Raw genomic sequence first — 15,040 nt, forward strand, 5'->3', positions numbered from 1 at the left:
CGCACCCTACGGCGAAATTTCATCTCCGTCTAAAATTCCCACCATTATTTTCATTAAATCCTCTAAATCGTCAGGCACTTTAAACAAATTGATATCTTGAAAAATAGTGTGCTGATTTCGGTCTAACTTGCCAAATCGCCAGACATCTCCCATTGTCACCGCACCGTAAAAGATATTTTGCTCTTCAACGTGAGACATCGCAATCAATTCTACAGCTAGTTGGGTAAATCCTCTAGTCATATCGTCGTTCTTTGCTTCAATGACTAGCAATTCTCGCTCGGATTTTAGGAAATAATCTAAATTTCCCTTTAACCAGCTATTAACGTTGAGAGTATACTCAAATCGCAGTTGACATTGGCAGTATCGAACGATGTCCAGCAAAACTGGCGATACTAATGATTCTCTTCTAGCTGTTTCGCTGCTGAGACTGACATAAAATAAAGTTTCTTTAATTCTTTGTTTGAGAAAAGCTATTTCTGCCAGTTCCCTAGAGGTATGCGGCAAAGACAGCTCAGTTTTGATCGGCGAGTAATCAAATTCTGCTAAAATTTGCTCCGTTTCGTAAGGTAACTCAAAGTATGAACGAAATGTATATTCTCGACCTTCCTGTAAGATTTTTTGCTTGGTCATACTGTTTGAAATCGCAATGTGTTTATTTGTCAATAATAGCAAATATAAATCATTTATACAGATTTGTAGGGGTAGTGCTCCCGTGCCTACCCTCTATCGATTATCCCCAAACTTCTGTCAAATCTAAGACAAACCCCGGCAACACATCTTCACCGGACAAACTAATAGGATTTTCCAAGACTTCTACATCTTGATTTTGCCTGTAAATTTCCACCTTTCTGTTTTTTCTATCTATCAACCAACCTAAACGAGCGCCATTGTTCATATACTCTTTCATCTTGGCTCGCAGCGGTTCCATGTTGTCAGTTTTAGAACGAAGTTCTACCACAAAATCAGGACACAAGGGAATAAAACTTTCTTTTTGTTTTGGGGTGAGCCCATCCCACCTTTCTTGACGCACCCAAGCTGCATCGGGAGAGCGATCTGCTCCATTGGGCAGGTGAAAACCAGTAGAAGAGTTAAATGCTTTACCGAGTCTAGTCCGCCGATTCCACAGCCAGAGTTGCCCTTCTATATCCAGATTCCGATATCCTGTTTCGCCTCCGGTTGGTGGGTTCACGATTAATTCTCCTGTTGCTGTGCGTTCTAATTGTAACTCCCGATTGGCGATCGCCAATTCAACGAACTGTTCGTGGGTAACGGTGAGTGTTAGTGTTAGTGGAATATTGACGGGAAGGGCAGCGGATGATTGAGTTTGTGTCATCATTTTTGTCCTCAAAGTGATGCTTTAATGGCAGATTCATCCTAATTGGGCTAAGCCCGAAATGCGGGATACTTTGTAACTTTTATGATAACACTTAAAAGTGCCATCTACAAAGTGCGATCGCCCTTTTGTCCACCAAAGCTCGATCGCATCTGGTATCATAGAAAAAAAGTTCCCCGCCCAGACGCAAAAACATGATAACTTCTACAGTTGTTGCCCAATCGAAAATCTACTCTCTAGAAGCATGGATGGAAAGTCCACCGGATCTGCAAGAGTGGGTTGATGGCGAATTATTGGAGAAAAATGGCATGACTCTCAAGCATAGCAGAGTGCAAGGAAATCTTTACTTTTATTGGAGAACGTACAAAGACTCTAGCGGACAAGGAGGGGAGGTTTATACTGATGTTCCCTGCCGCACAAACAACCAGGGGCGCTATCCTGATGTTGCCTACCTTCCCCCGGAATTAGCAGCACAATTTGGCAATCTCAAAGTGCTGCCGCAAAGTTTTCCTTTATGTGCTGAAATTGTTTCACCAACAGATTTGGCGGAAGATGTAATTGCTAAAGCTACAGAATATTTAGAATCGGGAAGTGAGGAAGTTTGGCTGGTATATCCTGAAAACCAATGGATTATTGTAGTAACAAAACAAACCAGAAGCATCTTTATTGCTGGGGAATTTGTTACCACTCAAATTGTTTTACCGGGTTTTAGTATTCCAGTAGATGAGTTATTAAAATGAGCGCTTTCCCTACATTCTCATTTTCAGCCTCCGACGGCAAGTGTCGATATTGAGGAAGATACTCAATTGTTTGGTTTCGATGCTTTAACAAACATTTGCCCTCCCAAAAAACGCCACAAAAAAGGCAATTTTAAGTAAATTTTTAACAGCAAGGGCGAGGCCGGTCTGCCTTTGGTCGAAAAGGGTAAAAATCTCGGTACAATCAGGTCAATTTCAAACCCGACAGTTTGTAAAAGCTCTTGTAGCGATAAATGCGTTATCGGTAATTGATGGTCGATAAAATCGTAGTATTCCTTGTAGGAATATTTGAAATTAGGCTGAATTACCAACAGAGAACCGCTAGGCTTGAGGGCCTCGAAGCAAAAGGAGATAATTTCTACAATTTCCTCTTTGTTGCGGAGGTGTTCAAAAAAATTTGAGATAAAAATACTATCGAACTGTTCGGTAAAAGATGTGTAATCTTCCAAATTTAACACATCAATATTAAGCACATTTACATCAGCATTAGCAAATAACTTTGAATCGGGATTAAGATCAATTAAATATTTTTTTTTAGCCCGAATTTGATTGATAAACTCGCAGTAACCGCCGCCAATATCTAAAACTGCTGATTCGGGAGGAACATAATTTTGTAAAAATTCGTCAATTAAAACTTTCCAGAGTGCCACCTTGGCTTGCAGTTGTCGGGAATCAAATCGATTGGCATACAACTTTTTGAGATATGTGTCAGTTTTCATAGTAAAATAGCCTAGACTGAGTATGAGTTTATCACGCGATACAGCAAACTATGAATGTTATATCTACTGAAATACCGGAAGTTCTGATCATTGAGCCGAAAATTTTCGGAGACGATCGCGGTTTCTTTTTTGAGAGTTTCAATCACAAAGCTTTTGTAGAAAAAACAGGCGTGACGGCCGAATTTGTGCAAGACAATCATTCCAAATCTTCTAAAAATGTGCTGCGCGGTTTGCACTACCAACTGCAGCAGCCTCAAGGCAAATTGCTGCGGGTAGTTGCGGGCGAAATATTTGATGTAGCGGTGGATATTAGAAAAAGTTCGCCGAATTTTGGAAAGTGGGTTGGGTGTTTGCTGAGTTCAGAAAATAAACGGCAATTTTGGGTGCCGGCGGGATTTGCTCACGGTTTTTTAGTGGTTTCGCAGACTGCTGAAGTTTTGTACAAAACTACAGATTATTATGCACCGGCACACGAGCGGTGTATCCTGTGGAATGACCCGGATTTGGCGATCGACTGGCCGCTAGATGGTGCCCAACCAATCTTATCAGCTAAAGACCAAGCTGGACAAACGTTGAAAACAGCTCAAGTGTTTTGATTATGAAAATTTTACTCGCAGGTGGCAGCGGACAGCTAGCTCAAGAATTGCAGCCAATTTTATTATCTTCGGGAGAGGTAATTGCGGTCGATCGCACTCGCCTCGACTTATCCCAACCGGAAAGCATCCGTCAAGCAATGGCTGAAATTCAACCGAATTTAGTCGTCAATGGGGGTGCTTACACTGCGGTAGACAAAGCAGAAAGCGAACCGGAATTAGCAAACGCCATCAACGGTATTGCACCCGGAATTCTCGCCGAAGAATGCGAAAAACTGGGAGCAAGTTTGATTCACTTTTCTACTGATTATGTATTTGACGGCAGCCACGGTTCTGCTTATCAGGAAACAGATTCTACCAACCCGCTGGGAACTTATGGGAAGTCGAAATTAGCAGGCGAGGAAGCAATTCGGCAAGCGGGAAACCGACATATTATTATTAGAACCGCGTGGGTTTACGGCAACGGTGGCAAAGGTAATTTTGTCAAAACCATGTTGAGGTTGGGAAAGGAAAGGGAAGAAATTAGAGTAGTAGCAGATCAGATCGGCAGTCCTACTTGGACGGGGGATTTAAGTGCGGCGACTTCGCAAATTATTCCTCTGCTTGGGCCAGAAAGTTTTGGGACTTATCAGTACACTAACAGCGGTGTTTGTAGTTGGTACGATTTTGCGATCGCCATTTTTGAGGAAGCCGCACAACTCGGCTTTCCTCTAAAAGTTCAGCGCGTAATTCCCATCACCACCTCCGAATATCCGACACCCGCAAAACGTCCCGCTTTTTCTGTCCTCTCTACAGTAAAAATATCAGCACTTCTAGGCACGTATCCTCCCCACTGGCGGCAAGGGCTCAGACAAATGCTGGCAAGAGAAGTGAAATAAAAAATTGAGGAAAACTCAAAACGCTAGGGCGGGTTTTGTTCAGAAATCATCTGTTATAAGCTGTCCCGCATCTAAGTTGTATTTTTCGGGCGGGCGGGACGCCCACCCCACAAGAATTTCATCAAACTTGACTGTAAAATTTAGATGTGCCTGGGCTTATGCAAAGTTTCTCACCTAAACTCGCCCCTACCAATTAATAAAAATCTCCCCATGTCTGAATCCATGAAAGTCAAGCAACAATATATTTTAATTGCCGCATCAATTCTCGGAATTCTAATACCAGCGTCATATATTTTGTACTTGATATCGCAAGCGGGAGACTTGTCTAATTTTGATTATTGGTGGATGACATGGAATTTTTATTCAGTAGACGGTTTTTCCACAAATCTTTTTAATTGGATATTTCGGGCGAACGAGCATTTTGTCTTGATTCCGGCAATTATTTATGGCTTGAATATAGCTGTCACCCAAGGTTCAAATATTGGTTTGTGTTTAGTTGCCTGGTTCTTGGCTTGGATTCAGTGCCACGTATTAATTGCTCTGCTTCCATTAAATTTGAGGCGTTTTCCGCTGCAATTTATCTCGCTAGTCCTTTGCATTTCTATTTTTAATTTTACTCCGGCGGCGGCTCACAATTGGATGCGGGGATTCAGCGGCGTTCACTGGATAATTGCTAATTTATTTGTGATTTGTTCGATATTTTGTTTGCAATCCTATGCGACTTTTTTGGGTACACCGGGGGCGGGCACGGGGACACCGCCCCTACGGAATGGTTGGGTAATTTGCAGCATTATTTTTGGCGTTTTAGGCTGTATTAGTTACAGCACTCCTTTAGCTTTGTGGCCGATATTGTGTGCTGCTGCTGTTGTGCTGCGGTTTCCTCTGCGAATAACTTATTTGTATTTCATTGCTTCGATTGCGGTGATTGGTATTTATTTTTTAACTTATAAAACTCCATCTCATCACCCTTCTTTAACGAAAATTAACCCGCTCAAAACTCTCGAATATATTCCCACTTATCTCGGCGGTATTTTTAGCGAAAATATAATTGTTGCTTCAATTATTGGTATAATTGGTTTGATTGCAGCGACGGGTTTTGTGGGTTATTGGCTATTTGTAAAAAAGGTCGCTCGCCCGGATTGGCTGCCTTGGCTATCAATCCAACTTTACACGCTGCAAACGGCGTTAATGGCTGCGGTTAGTCGATCGGGATTTGGCGTCGAACAAGCCACCGCTTCCCGCTACGCCACACTCCCAGCTTTGTTTTGGATGAGCACAATTGTGCTGACAGTATTGTGGGTGCGCGAGTTGCAGCCAACACCAAGAATCCAAGGGCGTTGGCTGACACCGCTGTTTGCAGTCGCCACAGTCGCGATTATTTTAATGTACGGGGTGGGAGGCGAAACTGCAATGGCGATCGCCCGCAGAGCAACCTATCAACCGTTAGTAGCATTATCACTGCAATTAGGCATCACCGACGTAACGCTAATTAAAGACCGCGTAGGCAACAAACCCGCCGCTTTTGTCGGCTTAATCGACGCCTTAAAAACTAACAACTTAGTGCCATTTAACCGAGACATCAAAAAACACAATTTTTGTGCAGCATTAGACACAAAAATAGACCCAAATTTACTGTCAGCGCCCAAAGACGGAGTACCCGGATATTTTGATACAGTAACTAAACTTGCACCCGCCGCCTCCAGAGTAATTGGCTGGGTAGGAGACCCCGAAAACAATGTAAAATGTATTGCCATTCTCAACCAAGAAAATGTCGTTCGAGGTTTCGCCATGTCAGGATTTCCACGGCCAGATTTAGTTAAATTATTTGGCCCTTCCTACGAATTCGCAGCTTGGAGAGGATACATTCAAACATCACCAACAGATAAATTATTGACAGCCTATGCCTCCTTTAAAAACCGCAAAGGTTGGATAGCCTTGCGAAACTCCCAAGTTATCAATAAAAACTAAAAAACCTCTCTTTCTCCTCCTCTGCGCCCTCTGCGCCCTCTGCGGTTAATAAAAAAATCTCATTGACAACACAAATGAAATAGAATAGCCCTATGCCAAAACATCTCAGCTTCGTAATCCCAGTTCACAACGAAGAAGCCACCATAAAATTGCTGTTTGACAAAATCCAAATTGTCATGTTCCAAACAGCAATTGACAGTTACGAAGTCATTTTCATAGATGACGGTAGCCGCGATTATTCCTGGCAAGAAATCACCGATTTAGCCAACAAACATCCCAAACTAATTAAAGCGATTAAAATGCGCCGCAACTTTGGCAAATCCGCCGCGCTTTCAGCAGGATTTCGCAATGCAGCAGGGATAATTATCTTTACTCTCGATGCTGACCTTCAGGATGACCCCGCTGAAATTCCCAAATTCTTACATCATTTAGAATCGGGATTTGATTTAGTTTCCGGTTGGCGAAAACAACGGAACGACCCGCTTTCTAAAACTTTACCTTCCAAGCTGTTTAATGCCGTTGCGTGTTTGCTGACTGGGGTGCAAATGCACGATATGAATTGCGGTTTTAAAGCGTATCGTAGGGAAGTTTTGCAGTCGATTAAATTGTACGGAGAATTGCACCGCTACATTCCAGCTTTAGCAAACAATTTAGGGTTTAAAATTGGCGAAGTAGTTGTGGAACATCATCCGCGAAAGCACGGAAAATCAAATTACGGCTGGGAACGTTATGCGCGGGGATTTATTGATTTGTTGACGGTGTTAGCCACGACGCAGTATTTGCACAAACCGGGTCATTTGTTTGGGGGTTTGGGATTGTGTTTTGGCTTGGTTGGAACTGTTTCGCTGAGTTATTTGATAGTTATTTGGTTTCTGAACTTGGCGGGGATGAATTTTGGGCCGATCGGGAATCGACCTTTGTTATTTTTTGGGATTTTGTGTACAATTCTGTCGGTGCAGTTGATTTCTTTGGGGATTTTGGCTGAGTTGATGGCGCGGAATGTGGATGCTGATTATGTGGATAAGCAAATTAGCGAAATTATTGATGATTCGGGTTTTGATGTTTAACCACATATCTGATTCGGCGGTTGAAACCGCTTCTATACAAACAAAGTCTGCCTTCGCAGACTGAATAAATATCTCATGTTTTGAAGAAGAGTATTATCTAATTTTAAACAGTATCCATTTGCCTTCTCGATCTACTATTTCTCCGTCAATATTTGGATGCCAATCGCTGCGAGTCAGGATATAATCGGCATGATAGTTTTTGGCTACTTTGACTAAATCCGCACTGCTGCGGCGGATGAAAAAGTCATTTCCTCCCCAAATCATTTGCGGGTTTAAGGGGACTCCTAAAACGGTTTCCATGCGATTTTGCCATTCTTTGATGCCTTTTTCGGTAAAGGGAAAGTTCTTGAAGTTGACGACAATCGCTCTTTCGGAGAAAAACTGGAAGCTGGTAACTGAAGGTGGAATTAATACGAGTGAATCGCGGCTGCTAATTTGCGAAAATCGCACCGCTAATTTGCTTAAGTCGTCTCTGGGAACGGTATTGATATTAACTCTTGTTTGAAATACATTTAATATAGGTTTGGGGAGAATTCCTGCTATTCCCAAAACTAAGGTGGCGGTAGTTATTAAGGCTAATGTGTGAGTTAGAGTTTGTTTGATAGATGTAGCTAGGGATGTTTTTTCTAAAATGAATGGGAAGGCGAGGATTGAGAAAAAGATTGGGATGCTAATTATTCGATCGCCCATTATTTCCCATGAATCAGTCACCGGATATATCAAGCTGAAAATTACCGTTACTATTGCTAAAATCCACAACAATATATTATATCGTTTGGAAAATACATGATTTTTTGTGTGCCCAACTGATAATCCTAAAAAAATGACACCCCTAAATGGCAAAGTTAGTACAGCTAACAGCAACAAGCTAACAGGTATTTGTTTTTCTCTGTAAAGTTGCTCTACCGTCAAAGCTACAGCAATAAATATAATTATTTGAGCAAAAGGTACAGTTCTAGCTAACTGTAGTTTGGCGATAAAAGCCAGCGGGTAAAATTCTACAAAAACGTAATTTAGAAACAGTGCAAAAATTGATGTGCCAACAATTACATAAAAGTTAAGTTTGTCTTCTTTTGGCAATAAATCGGAATTTTTGATGCACAGCAAGCCACCAATTATGAAACATATAAAGTTAAACCAACTCCAAAAATTCCAATTTGACGGCAGGATGTGGTGGGGGTTGCGGACTTTCGCGTGAATGTAGACAAACTCGGCGTTGCCGATAGTGTGAGTGCTGGTAGTACCTGTTAATAACATCGGTACGTAAACGATACTGGCCATTGCTGCTAAAAGTGCGATCGCCAAAATCAATGTTTTGAACTTCCGCTGTTTTACAGATTGAATTACCAAAACGGGAACCATCATCAATCCCGGCAACAAGCCAACTAAAAATTGCAGCAAACAACCCAGCCCAAAAAAGAAATATCCTGTCAGCCATTTTTGGCGCAAACTAAAGTAAATTCCCCAGATTGCGAAACCCATTGCGAAGGTACTGGGTACTGATTTGGTGGAAAATATCAGCGTGTTACCAACATCTGTAAATGAAGCGGCTATACATAAAAAAGCCATCGCTGCAGCAGGCAGTTTAGAATTAGTATAGATATTGATAATTGCGTAACAAGCTACGATAAATGAACCAAAGGCTAGGAATTGATAAATAAAGTGCGCTAGGGGAATGCTGGTTCCTAAGTTGGCGAGCAAATAAATGATATAATAATAGTAATATCTCGGATTAAATTTAACCATTTCCTGAACGTAATAATCATTTTTGTAGAGTTCAGGATTTAACATAAATTGAATTGGTGGCACTTCGGGGAAATTGCCTCCAATGGGGAAAATATAGCCCGTGGCCATCAGGGAGCCGATGATGACAAAAGTATAGAGAGATAGATTAAAATACCAGTGGGATTTTTGATGTTTTTGCATTGACGGTTCAACTTACCTACTGACAGCCAAATTGTTAATCTCTAGTTGGCATTGGTTTGATAAATCCTGTTTGCTGCTACTCAATACCTCAAGCAGCAGATAAATGGGATGTTTGCCCTCAACTAATAGATTTAAGCCGATCGCACTTTTTTGACTATAAGCCATCTCTGCTGAGTCTACTAATTTACCTTGCTTGTCCCACAAAGTCAAGCGCAGGGCAACTCCCGGACATTGTTTGTTAGGTAAATTGAGTTGGCCGGTAACTTTCGCTTTGTCTGAGATGGAACCTAAATACAGGAAAGATGTATCGAGTTTCTGGCTGTTTTTAATTGGATGAGTTACAATTTTATATAGGTTATCCGATTCTTGACTGACTGAATAATTGGCACTTGTGTAGATTGATTGATGCAAACTAATCCAATCTAACTGCGTGCCTGGTCGATCGACTATTTGCCGCTGCATTGCATCCAGAGTCCTAACTGCCGTTGCTGTATCAGTCGGCCGCATCCTCCGGTAAACGCTGAGTGTCACGCCGTTTTCTAGCTTAAACTGTTCCGGTAGCAATTGGAAATCGCGGGCAATTTCCCAGTTTTGAGTAAAGGCATCGTACACAACTTTAACAACATCTTGTTCGTGCGATCGCAAAACTTGTTCGTCAGTCGGTAACACCTGCTGAAAAGGTACAGCAACCACCGCATATTGTGACTGCAACAACTCCGGTAGCGGGTAAGTATCGCGCGAGTCAATTTGCGGCCTCCCGATTGTATTTAACTTCCACCAACCCTCCGGCGGGTTTAGTTTGCGGTTAGCTTGTCTGAGTATGTTAGCATTGAAATTGTTAGAAGCACCGGCAATATAAATCGGTTCTTCGTTGGGTGCTAATTTTCGCAGAAACTCTACTAATTTTACAACTTCGTCGTAGTCCGATCGCACTAACGGCGGAAAATTACCCACAAACAGTCTTGGCAAATCAATTTTGAGAGGAATTAACCCGACTGCGGCATTTACAACCAGGTACAAACCCGCCGCGCCCAGCATGAAATACCGAATTTTTCCCTTGAGTGTCAGCCAAGTTGTCCAGAAAAATGTGGATAGTCCTAAAAGTGCGATCGGTGTAAGATGAATTGTATAGTGCAAGTAGCCGTAACGCAAAACTAACAGCCATTCAATCAGCGACAAAACCCCAAACAACGAAACAAAAATAGTCGCCGCCGGAACCAGGATTCGGGTGATAATTCCCGCCGAAAAACCAATCAGTACCAGCAGCCAAGTTCCCAAACCGTAAAAATCCGCATAACGAGTTAAAATATCATTTACAGGCAAACTCCAAGCGAAATACAAATTGCGGTAGTCAACCGTCAGAGCACTGCGAGTAAAATCGCCCGCTACCAACATTAAAATAGTCAAGCTAGTTGCAGCTATCAAGCCCAATTTGATGGCGGATTTAAACAAATTTTTCCAACCTTTGTTTTGAATACTTTGAAATAGCAATCCTAAATGACTTGTGGGATGGGTTTCTAGCCCGTCCCGGCTAAAAGCCTGAACCATTTTGATAACTGCCTGGGGATTGCTATACTGTATAATAAACTCGATGAAAGCCTGTAAAGCCGCTGCACCAAAAAATGCGATCGCACTATAAGCAAAATGGCGGCGCAACAGAATGGCCGCCGCCAGCAAAAACCCAATTAATGGGATTTTCCACCAAGATTTCAGCTTAACATCCTGCAAATAAACCAAAATTGCCAAGGCTACAAACACACAGCCACCAGTATCCAGATATCCCCGCAGAGTCGGTATCCAACTCATCGGAATCAATAAACTCAGCAGCACCGTTGACCAAAACACCCGGCGGGGATAAACTGGAATTAGCTTGGCAGAAATTGCCCCCAGCAACAGGCGAAACGGCAGCACATAAATCAGGGATACGCTGAGAATGTAACTCACCCGAGACTCGCCAAATAAGAGAATAAACGGCACTAACGGCAAAGAGATTAAGAGGTTTTTTTCCTTAGATAGCGATTCTATAACTCCGCGCCATGCTTTATCTGGCGAGTCTCGAAATAAATTTGCCGTGTTGACTGTAGCGGTATTGTATCCCGCGTAATCCCACCAATAAAAAGTATGTTCGCTAGATACATAGATTGATGTTACTGCAACTGTGACTAGAACAAGCAAAAACAGGAAAAACCCATCAATTATAAATTTTCGAGGCAATTTAAAAGAAACAAAATCAAATAATCCCATCAGTCTAGCAACCCTAAGTAACTCCTAAACTTCCTCTTTATCTCTGCCTTCGCGCCCTTTGCGCCTTCGCGGTTCGTTAACTTACTTTAAAACAGTACGTTGCAAAAAATCCTCCAACTTTTCTGCATATTGCCGATTCGCGATCGCGCTTGGATGAATGTCATGAGGTAAATTATTATTGGCAGGTATTTTCAAATCAACCGAAATATCCGCCGTAGCAATTCCCTCCTGACTTAACTCCCCCAACATCTTAGCAGAACCCGCATTAATTCCCGCAACAACTAACTTAACACTGTTAGCCTCAGCCACACGGTTAAACTCTTGAATAATTGCCTTAGAAAGGTCACGGATTCTATACAAGCCCTCTTCAAATTGATTGTAATTAACCTCCAAAAAAAGGCTGAATGCAGAAACCCGCATCAGCGGGAACTCGCGATATTCAAGTTTTGCCATGCTGTAGGTAAAACTATTTTCTCCATTCAGCCTCGCATCGGGCTGAAATAGAATACCGAGTTTATTCCAAGCAGCCATTTGCTTTCTTCTCGCCCTTAACAAAGTATTGCGACGGTCATGAAATCCCGCATAAGCAATCACCGCAATTTTGGGTTTATTTCCTTGTTTGAGTGCTTCTTTAAATTGAATCAACGAGTGCAGCGTGCCGTAGCCGTTAACGCCAAAATTCACTATTTCATATTTGGGTAATTTCTCTTGCAACAACCAAGCATAAGTTTCGCTATCATTCAATGACCAACCGTAGGTAAAAGAACAGCCAAATATCCAAATTTCCGGCTTTTTTGAGGATAAATTGTAAGTAGTGAGGGGATGTGTGATTCTTAAACTATTATTGAGATGAGTTGTATTAAATGAGTAATTGCCGTTAAGTATCACCTTGAATTTTCCCGGCAAATGTTTGTAGCCGAGTTCCGAGTCTTTAGTGAAAAAGTTACCTTTTGGTTCGACCGCAACATCAATATTTTCTATTTGCCAGGGTTTGTATCCCGCAACTCGCAAGACAATTTCAGCCGTAGTGGTAGAGAGAAATATTGGAAAAATTATATATGTTATTAATATGAAAATAGAGGTTTTAATAAATTTTTTTTTCATAATTTATCGTAGGGGCGGGTTTCACCAACCATATCGGCGTAAGACCAACAATATAATAAACTCGCCCCCGCCCAACGAATAATCGGAATCTACTTTTTTTTGGATGATGTCGAACATCAGGTTAATCTAGATTATCGGTTGTGTGGGGGCGGGTTTATCTAAATTGTTTGTGAACCTCAAATATTGTTTGTAAAACCCGCCCCTACAGGCAATTGTAGGGGCGGGTTTCACCAACCATATCGGCGTAAGACCAACAATATAATAAACCCGCCCCCGCCCAACGAATAATCGGAATCTACTTTTTTTTGGATGATCTCGAACATCAGGTTAATCTAGATTATTGGCTGTGTGGGGGCGGGTTTATCTAAATTGTTTGTGAACCTCAAATATTGTTTGTAAAACCCGCCCCTACAGGCAATTGTAGGGGCGGGTTTCACCAACCATATCGGCGTAAGACCAACAATATAATAAACCCGCCCCCGCCCAACGAATAATCGGAATCTACTTTTTTTTGGATGATGTCGAACATCAGGTTAATCTAGATTATTGGCTGTGTGGGGGCGGGTTTATCTAAATTGTTTGTGAACCTCAAATATTGTTTGTAAAACCCGCCCCTACAGGCAATTGTAGGGGCGGGTTTCACCAACCATATCGGCGTAAGACCAACAATATAATAAACCCGCCCCCGCCCAACGAATAATCGGAATCTACTTTTTTTTGGATGATCTCGAACATCAGGTTAATCTAGATTATTGGCTGTGTGGGGGCGGGTTTATCTAAATTGTTTGTGAACCTCAAATATTGTTTGTAAAACCCGCCCCTACAGGCAATTGTAGGGGCGGATTTCACCAACTATCTATGTCTAAAACAAACAATCTCGTAAATCCGCCCCCGCCCAACCGAGGGATTAATTCCTAATAACCAGGCTCCTCCTCGTACTCAGGAGTCTTAGTCTTCTCAGGGATATTCACCCGAGGAGCCTGGTAAGGCTTCGGTGCCTCATCGTCAGCCCAAGCATCCGCCTCCACATCATCCTCGTACTCGTACTGCACCACCGGCTGCTTCGGGCGAGAAATTTCCGCGCGAGTGTACTGCGGCTTCTCCTCGTACTCATCCTCCTCGTAATCGTCCTCCTCGCCGCCCCAATTATCCTCTTCGTAATCCTCGTAATCGTCGATGGGCGGCTGCTGTACCTGCACCGCGCGCATCGGCTGGCGCACCGCAGGCCGATTCCACTCTAAATCCTCATCCCAAGGAACTTCCTCCACCGCAGGCGCAGCTACCCGGCTCCGCATTTCCGGTGCAGGTATCCGCACGCCCGGGCCCAATTGATTTCCCGTAGCCACGGGTTTCGGATAATAACCGGCCTCGTCCTCTTCCCGTTCCCAAGGTGCTTGGCCCAAACCAACGCGCTCCAGCAAACCCACACTAAGCTGCCTGAGCCTTTCCTCGGAACCTTCAAACACAATCAAGCGATTCGGGCCACTGCTGACAATTTCTTCAATCCCCAACTCGTAAGTGCTCAGAACTTGGTCGGGGATTTGGGGTATTCCCAGGGAAGCGATAATTATAGAAACTAACTTACCGTCTTCGGGATCGAACCTAAAGCCCCGCACCCTACCTAAAAGTTCGCCGGTTTCGGTAATAACTTCGCTGTTAATCAAAATGCTGTAGACTTCAACATCAACATCATCTTCGATCGCGCTCTCATCTTCCACCAACAGCACGTCGCCGATTTCGCTGACATTGCTGAGGAACATAAACCTCGGCATTCCAGCGACCGCGAATATATTATCACGCAGACCGATCGCCACAACTTCCCGCCGATCGATGTCCACCCACAATTGACTAACCACCCCCAAGCGTTTACCTCTGTCGCGAGTGATGACTTGAGTGCCGAGAAGGTCGGAGCGTTGGCAGATTTGTTCTGATGTCATTCTAACTTTAATCCTTATTTATCATAAAAATGGGCCTAAAACCCCCGTGCTTCTAGCACGGCTTTGCTGTATGCTTGTAGTAGTGGAAAGGTAATCAACCACTCTAAAAACCTAGCTGTCAAAAGACAAAGCGCTGAACCTTGAAAATTGAATCTAAGCGGTTCTACTGCATTTTTCTAGACTCCACCTCGCAGTAGGTAAAAGATTCAGAGGAGCTAGACAAACAGCATGTGAAGCGAATTTGCTTCAAACTGAAACAGGACTTGCCTAAAAGCAAATAGGGTAGGGCATACCCGAATTAACGCTTGGGGAGAGTCCCACCTCTGGGCTAGAGACTTCAAGGAATCTAGTTTAAGTGGTCTCGGTGAGCCAAGAATCCTCGTACCTTCAGGTCGAGGAGTGTCAATAAGTACATATATCACTCAACACGAGCGTTAACAGACACTCCGGGACTACAACTTCAGTCAGTCGATTTTAGATTTTAGATTTTAGATTTTAGATTTACTCCACAGA

The 15,040-nt window shown here is 42.9% G+C and carries 13 protein-coding genes; 5 read left to right on the plus strand and 8 right to left on the minus strand.

The genetic code is table 11. The annotated features are described in order from the left end of the window. Positions 1-6: 6 nt before the first annotated feature. From QUA16_RS08685 to QUA16_RS08695, 3 genes are all read right to left on the minus strand, one after another. Entirely contained in the window at positions 7-630 is a 624-nt protein-coding gene (locus QUA16_RS08685; protein WP_333102864.1) for a hypothetical protein, read from the minus strand. Positions 631-730: 100 nt separating this feature from the next. Continuing rightward, the gene (locus QUA16_RS08690; protein WP_333102891.1) at positions 731-1,333 is read right to left on the minus strand and encodes a Uma2 family endonuclease; all 603 of its coding nucleotides are present in this window, start codon (positions 1,331-1,333) and stop codon (positions 731-733) included. Between the two features lie 36 nt (positions 1,334-1,369). After that, the gene (locus tag QUA16_RS08695; RefSeq protein WP_333102865.1) at positions 1,370-1,495 is read right to left on the minus strand and encodes a hypothetical protein; all 126 of its coding nucleotides are present in this window, start codon (positions 1,493-1,495) and stop codon (positions 1,370-1,372) included. Between the two features lie 32 nt (positions 1,496-1,527). On the opposite strand from QUA16_RS08695, the gene QUA16_RS08700 reads away from it, so the two are divergent. After that, positions 1,528-2,073 carry a Uma2 family endonuclease gene (locus QUA16_RS08700; protein WP_333102866.1) on the plus strand — a complete coding sequence of 182 codons (546 nt, stop codon included), beginning with the start codon at positions 1,528-1,530 and terminating at the stop codon, positions 2,071-2,073. A gap of 62 nt (positions 2,074-2,135) precedes the next feature. Here QUA16_RS08700 and QUA16_RS08705 read toward each other — a convergent pair whose 3' ends face one another. Next, positions 2,136-2,810: a methyltransferase domain-containing protein gene (locus tag QUA16_RS08705; RefSeq protein ID WP_333102867.1), complete on the minus strand. Its 675-nt coding sequence runs from the start codon at positions 2,808-2,810 to the stop codon at positions 2,136-2,138. A 50-nt stretch (positions 2,811-2,860) separates the two neighbouring features. Between QUA16_RS08705 and rfbC the strand changes: the two genes are divergently transcribed. From rfbC to QUA16_RS08725, 4 genes are all read left to right on the plus strand, one after another. Further along, complete coding sequence (rfbC, locus tag QUA16_RS08710; RefSeq protein ID WP_333102868.1) at positions 2,861-3,406, plus strand: dTDP-4-dehydrorhamnose 3,5-epimerase; 546 nt, start codon at positions 2,861-2,863, stop codon at positions 3,404-3,406. Positions 3,407-3,408: 2 nt separating this feature from the next. Then, positions 3,409-4,281 carry a dTDP-4-dehydrorhamnose reductase gene (gene rfbD / locus QUA16_RS08715; protein WP_333102869.1) on the plus strand — a complete coding sequence of 291 codons (873 nt, stop codon included), beginning with the start codon at positions 3,409-3,411 and terminating at the stop codon, positions 4,279-4,281. A 210-nt stretch (positions 4,282-4,491) separates the two neighbouring features. After that, complete coding sequence (locus QUA16_RS08720; protein WP_333102870.1) at positions 4,492-6,249, plus strand: hypothetical protein; 1,758 nt, start codon at positions 4,492-4,494, stop codon at positions 6,247-6,249. A 92-nt stretch (positions 6,250-6,341) separates the two neighbouring features. Then, entirely contained in the window at positions 6,342-7,316 is a 975-nt protein-coding gene (locus QUA16_RS08725) for a glycosyltransferase family 2 protein (protein ID WP_333102871.1), read from the plus strand. A gap of 93 nt (positions 7,317-7,409) precedes the next feature. Here QUA16_RS08725 and QUA16_RS08730 read toward each other — a convergent pair whose 3' ends face one another. The 4 genes from QUA16_RS08730 to QUA16_RS08745 form a co-directional block, all read right to left on the minus strand. Beyond that, the gene (locus QUA16_RS08730) at positions 7,410-9,242 is read right to left on the minus strand and encodes a DUF6798 domain-containing protein (RefSeq protein WP_333102872.1); all 1,833 of its coding nucleotides are present in this window, start codon (positions 9,240-9,242) and stop codon (positions 7,410-7,412) included. Positions 9,243-9,254: 12 nt separating this feature from the next. Next, positions 9,255-11,417: a hypothetical protein gene (locus QUA16_RS08735; protein WP_333102873.1), complete on the minus strand. Its 2,163-nt coding sequence runs from the start codon at positions 11,415-11,417 to the stop codon at positions 9,255-9,257. 150 nt (positions 11,418-11,567) lie between these two features. Beyond that, positions 11,568-12,590, minus strand: a complete 1,023-nt coding sequence (locus tag QUA16_RS08740) for an SGNH/GDSL hydrolase family protein (protein WP_333102874.1) — start codon at positions 12,588-12,590, stop codon at positions 11,568-11,570. Between the two features lie 914 nt (positions 12,591-13,504). Continuing rightward, a complete protein-coding gene (locus QUA16_RS08745) occupies positions 13,505-14,527 on the minus strand; it encodes a PRC-barrel domain-containing protein (RefSeq protein ID WP_333102875.1) in 1,023 nt (340 codons plus the stop codon). Between the last annotated feature and the right edge of the window lie 513 nt (positions 14,528-15,040).

The sequence above is a fragment of the Microcoleus sp. S13_C3 genome (genome assembly GCF_036700905.1).
Taxonomy (GTDB): domain Bacteria; phylum Cyanobacteriota; class Cyanobacteriia; order Cyanobacteriales; family Microcoleaceae; genus Microcoleus.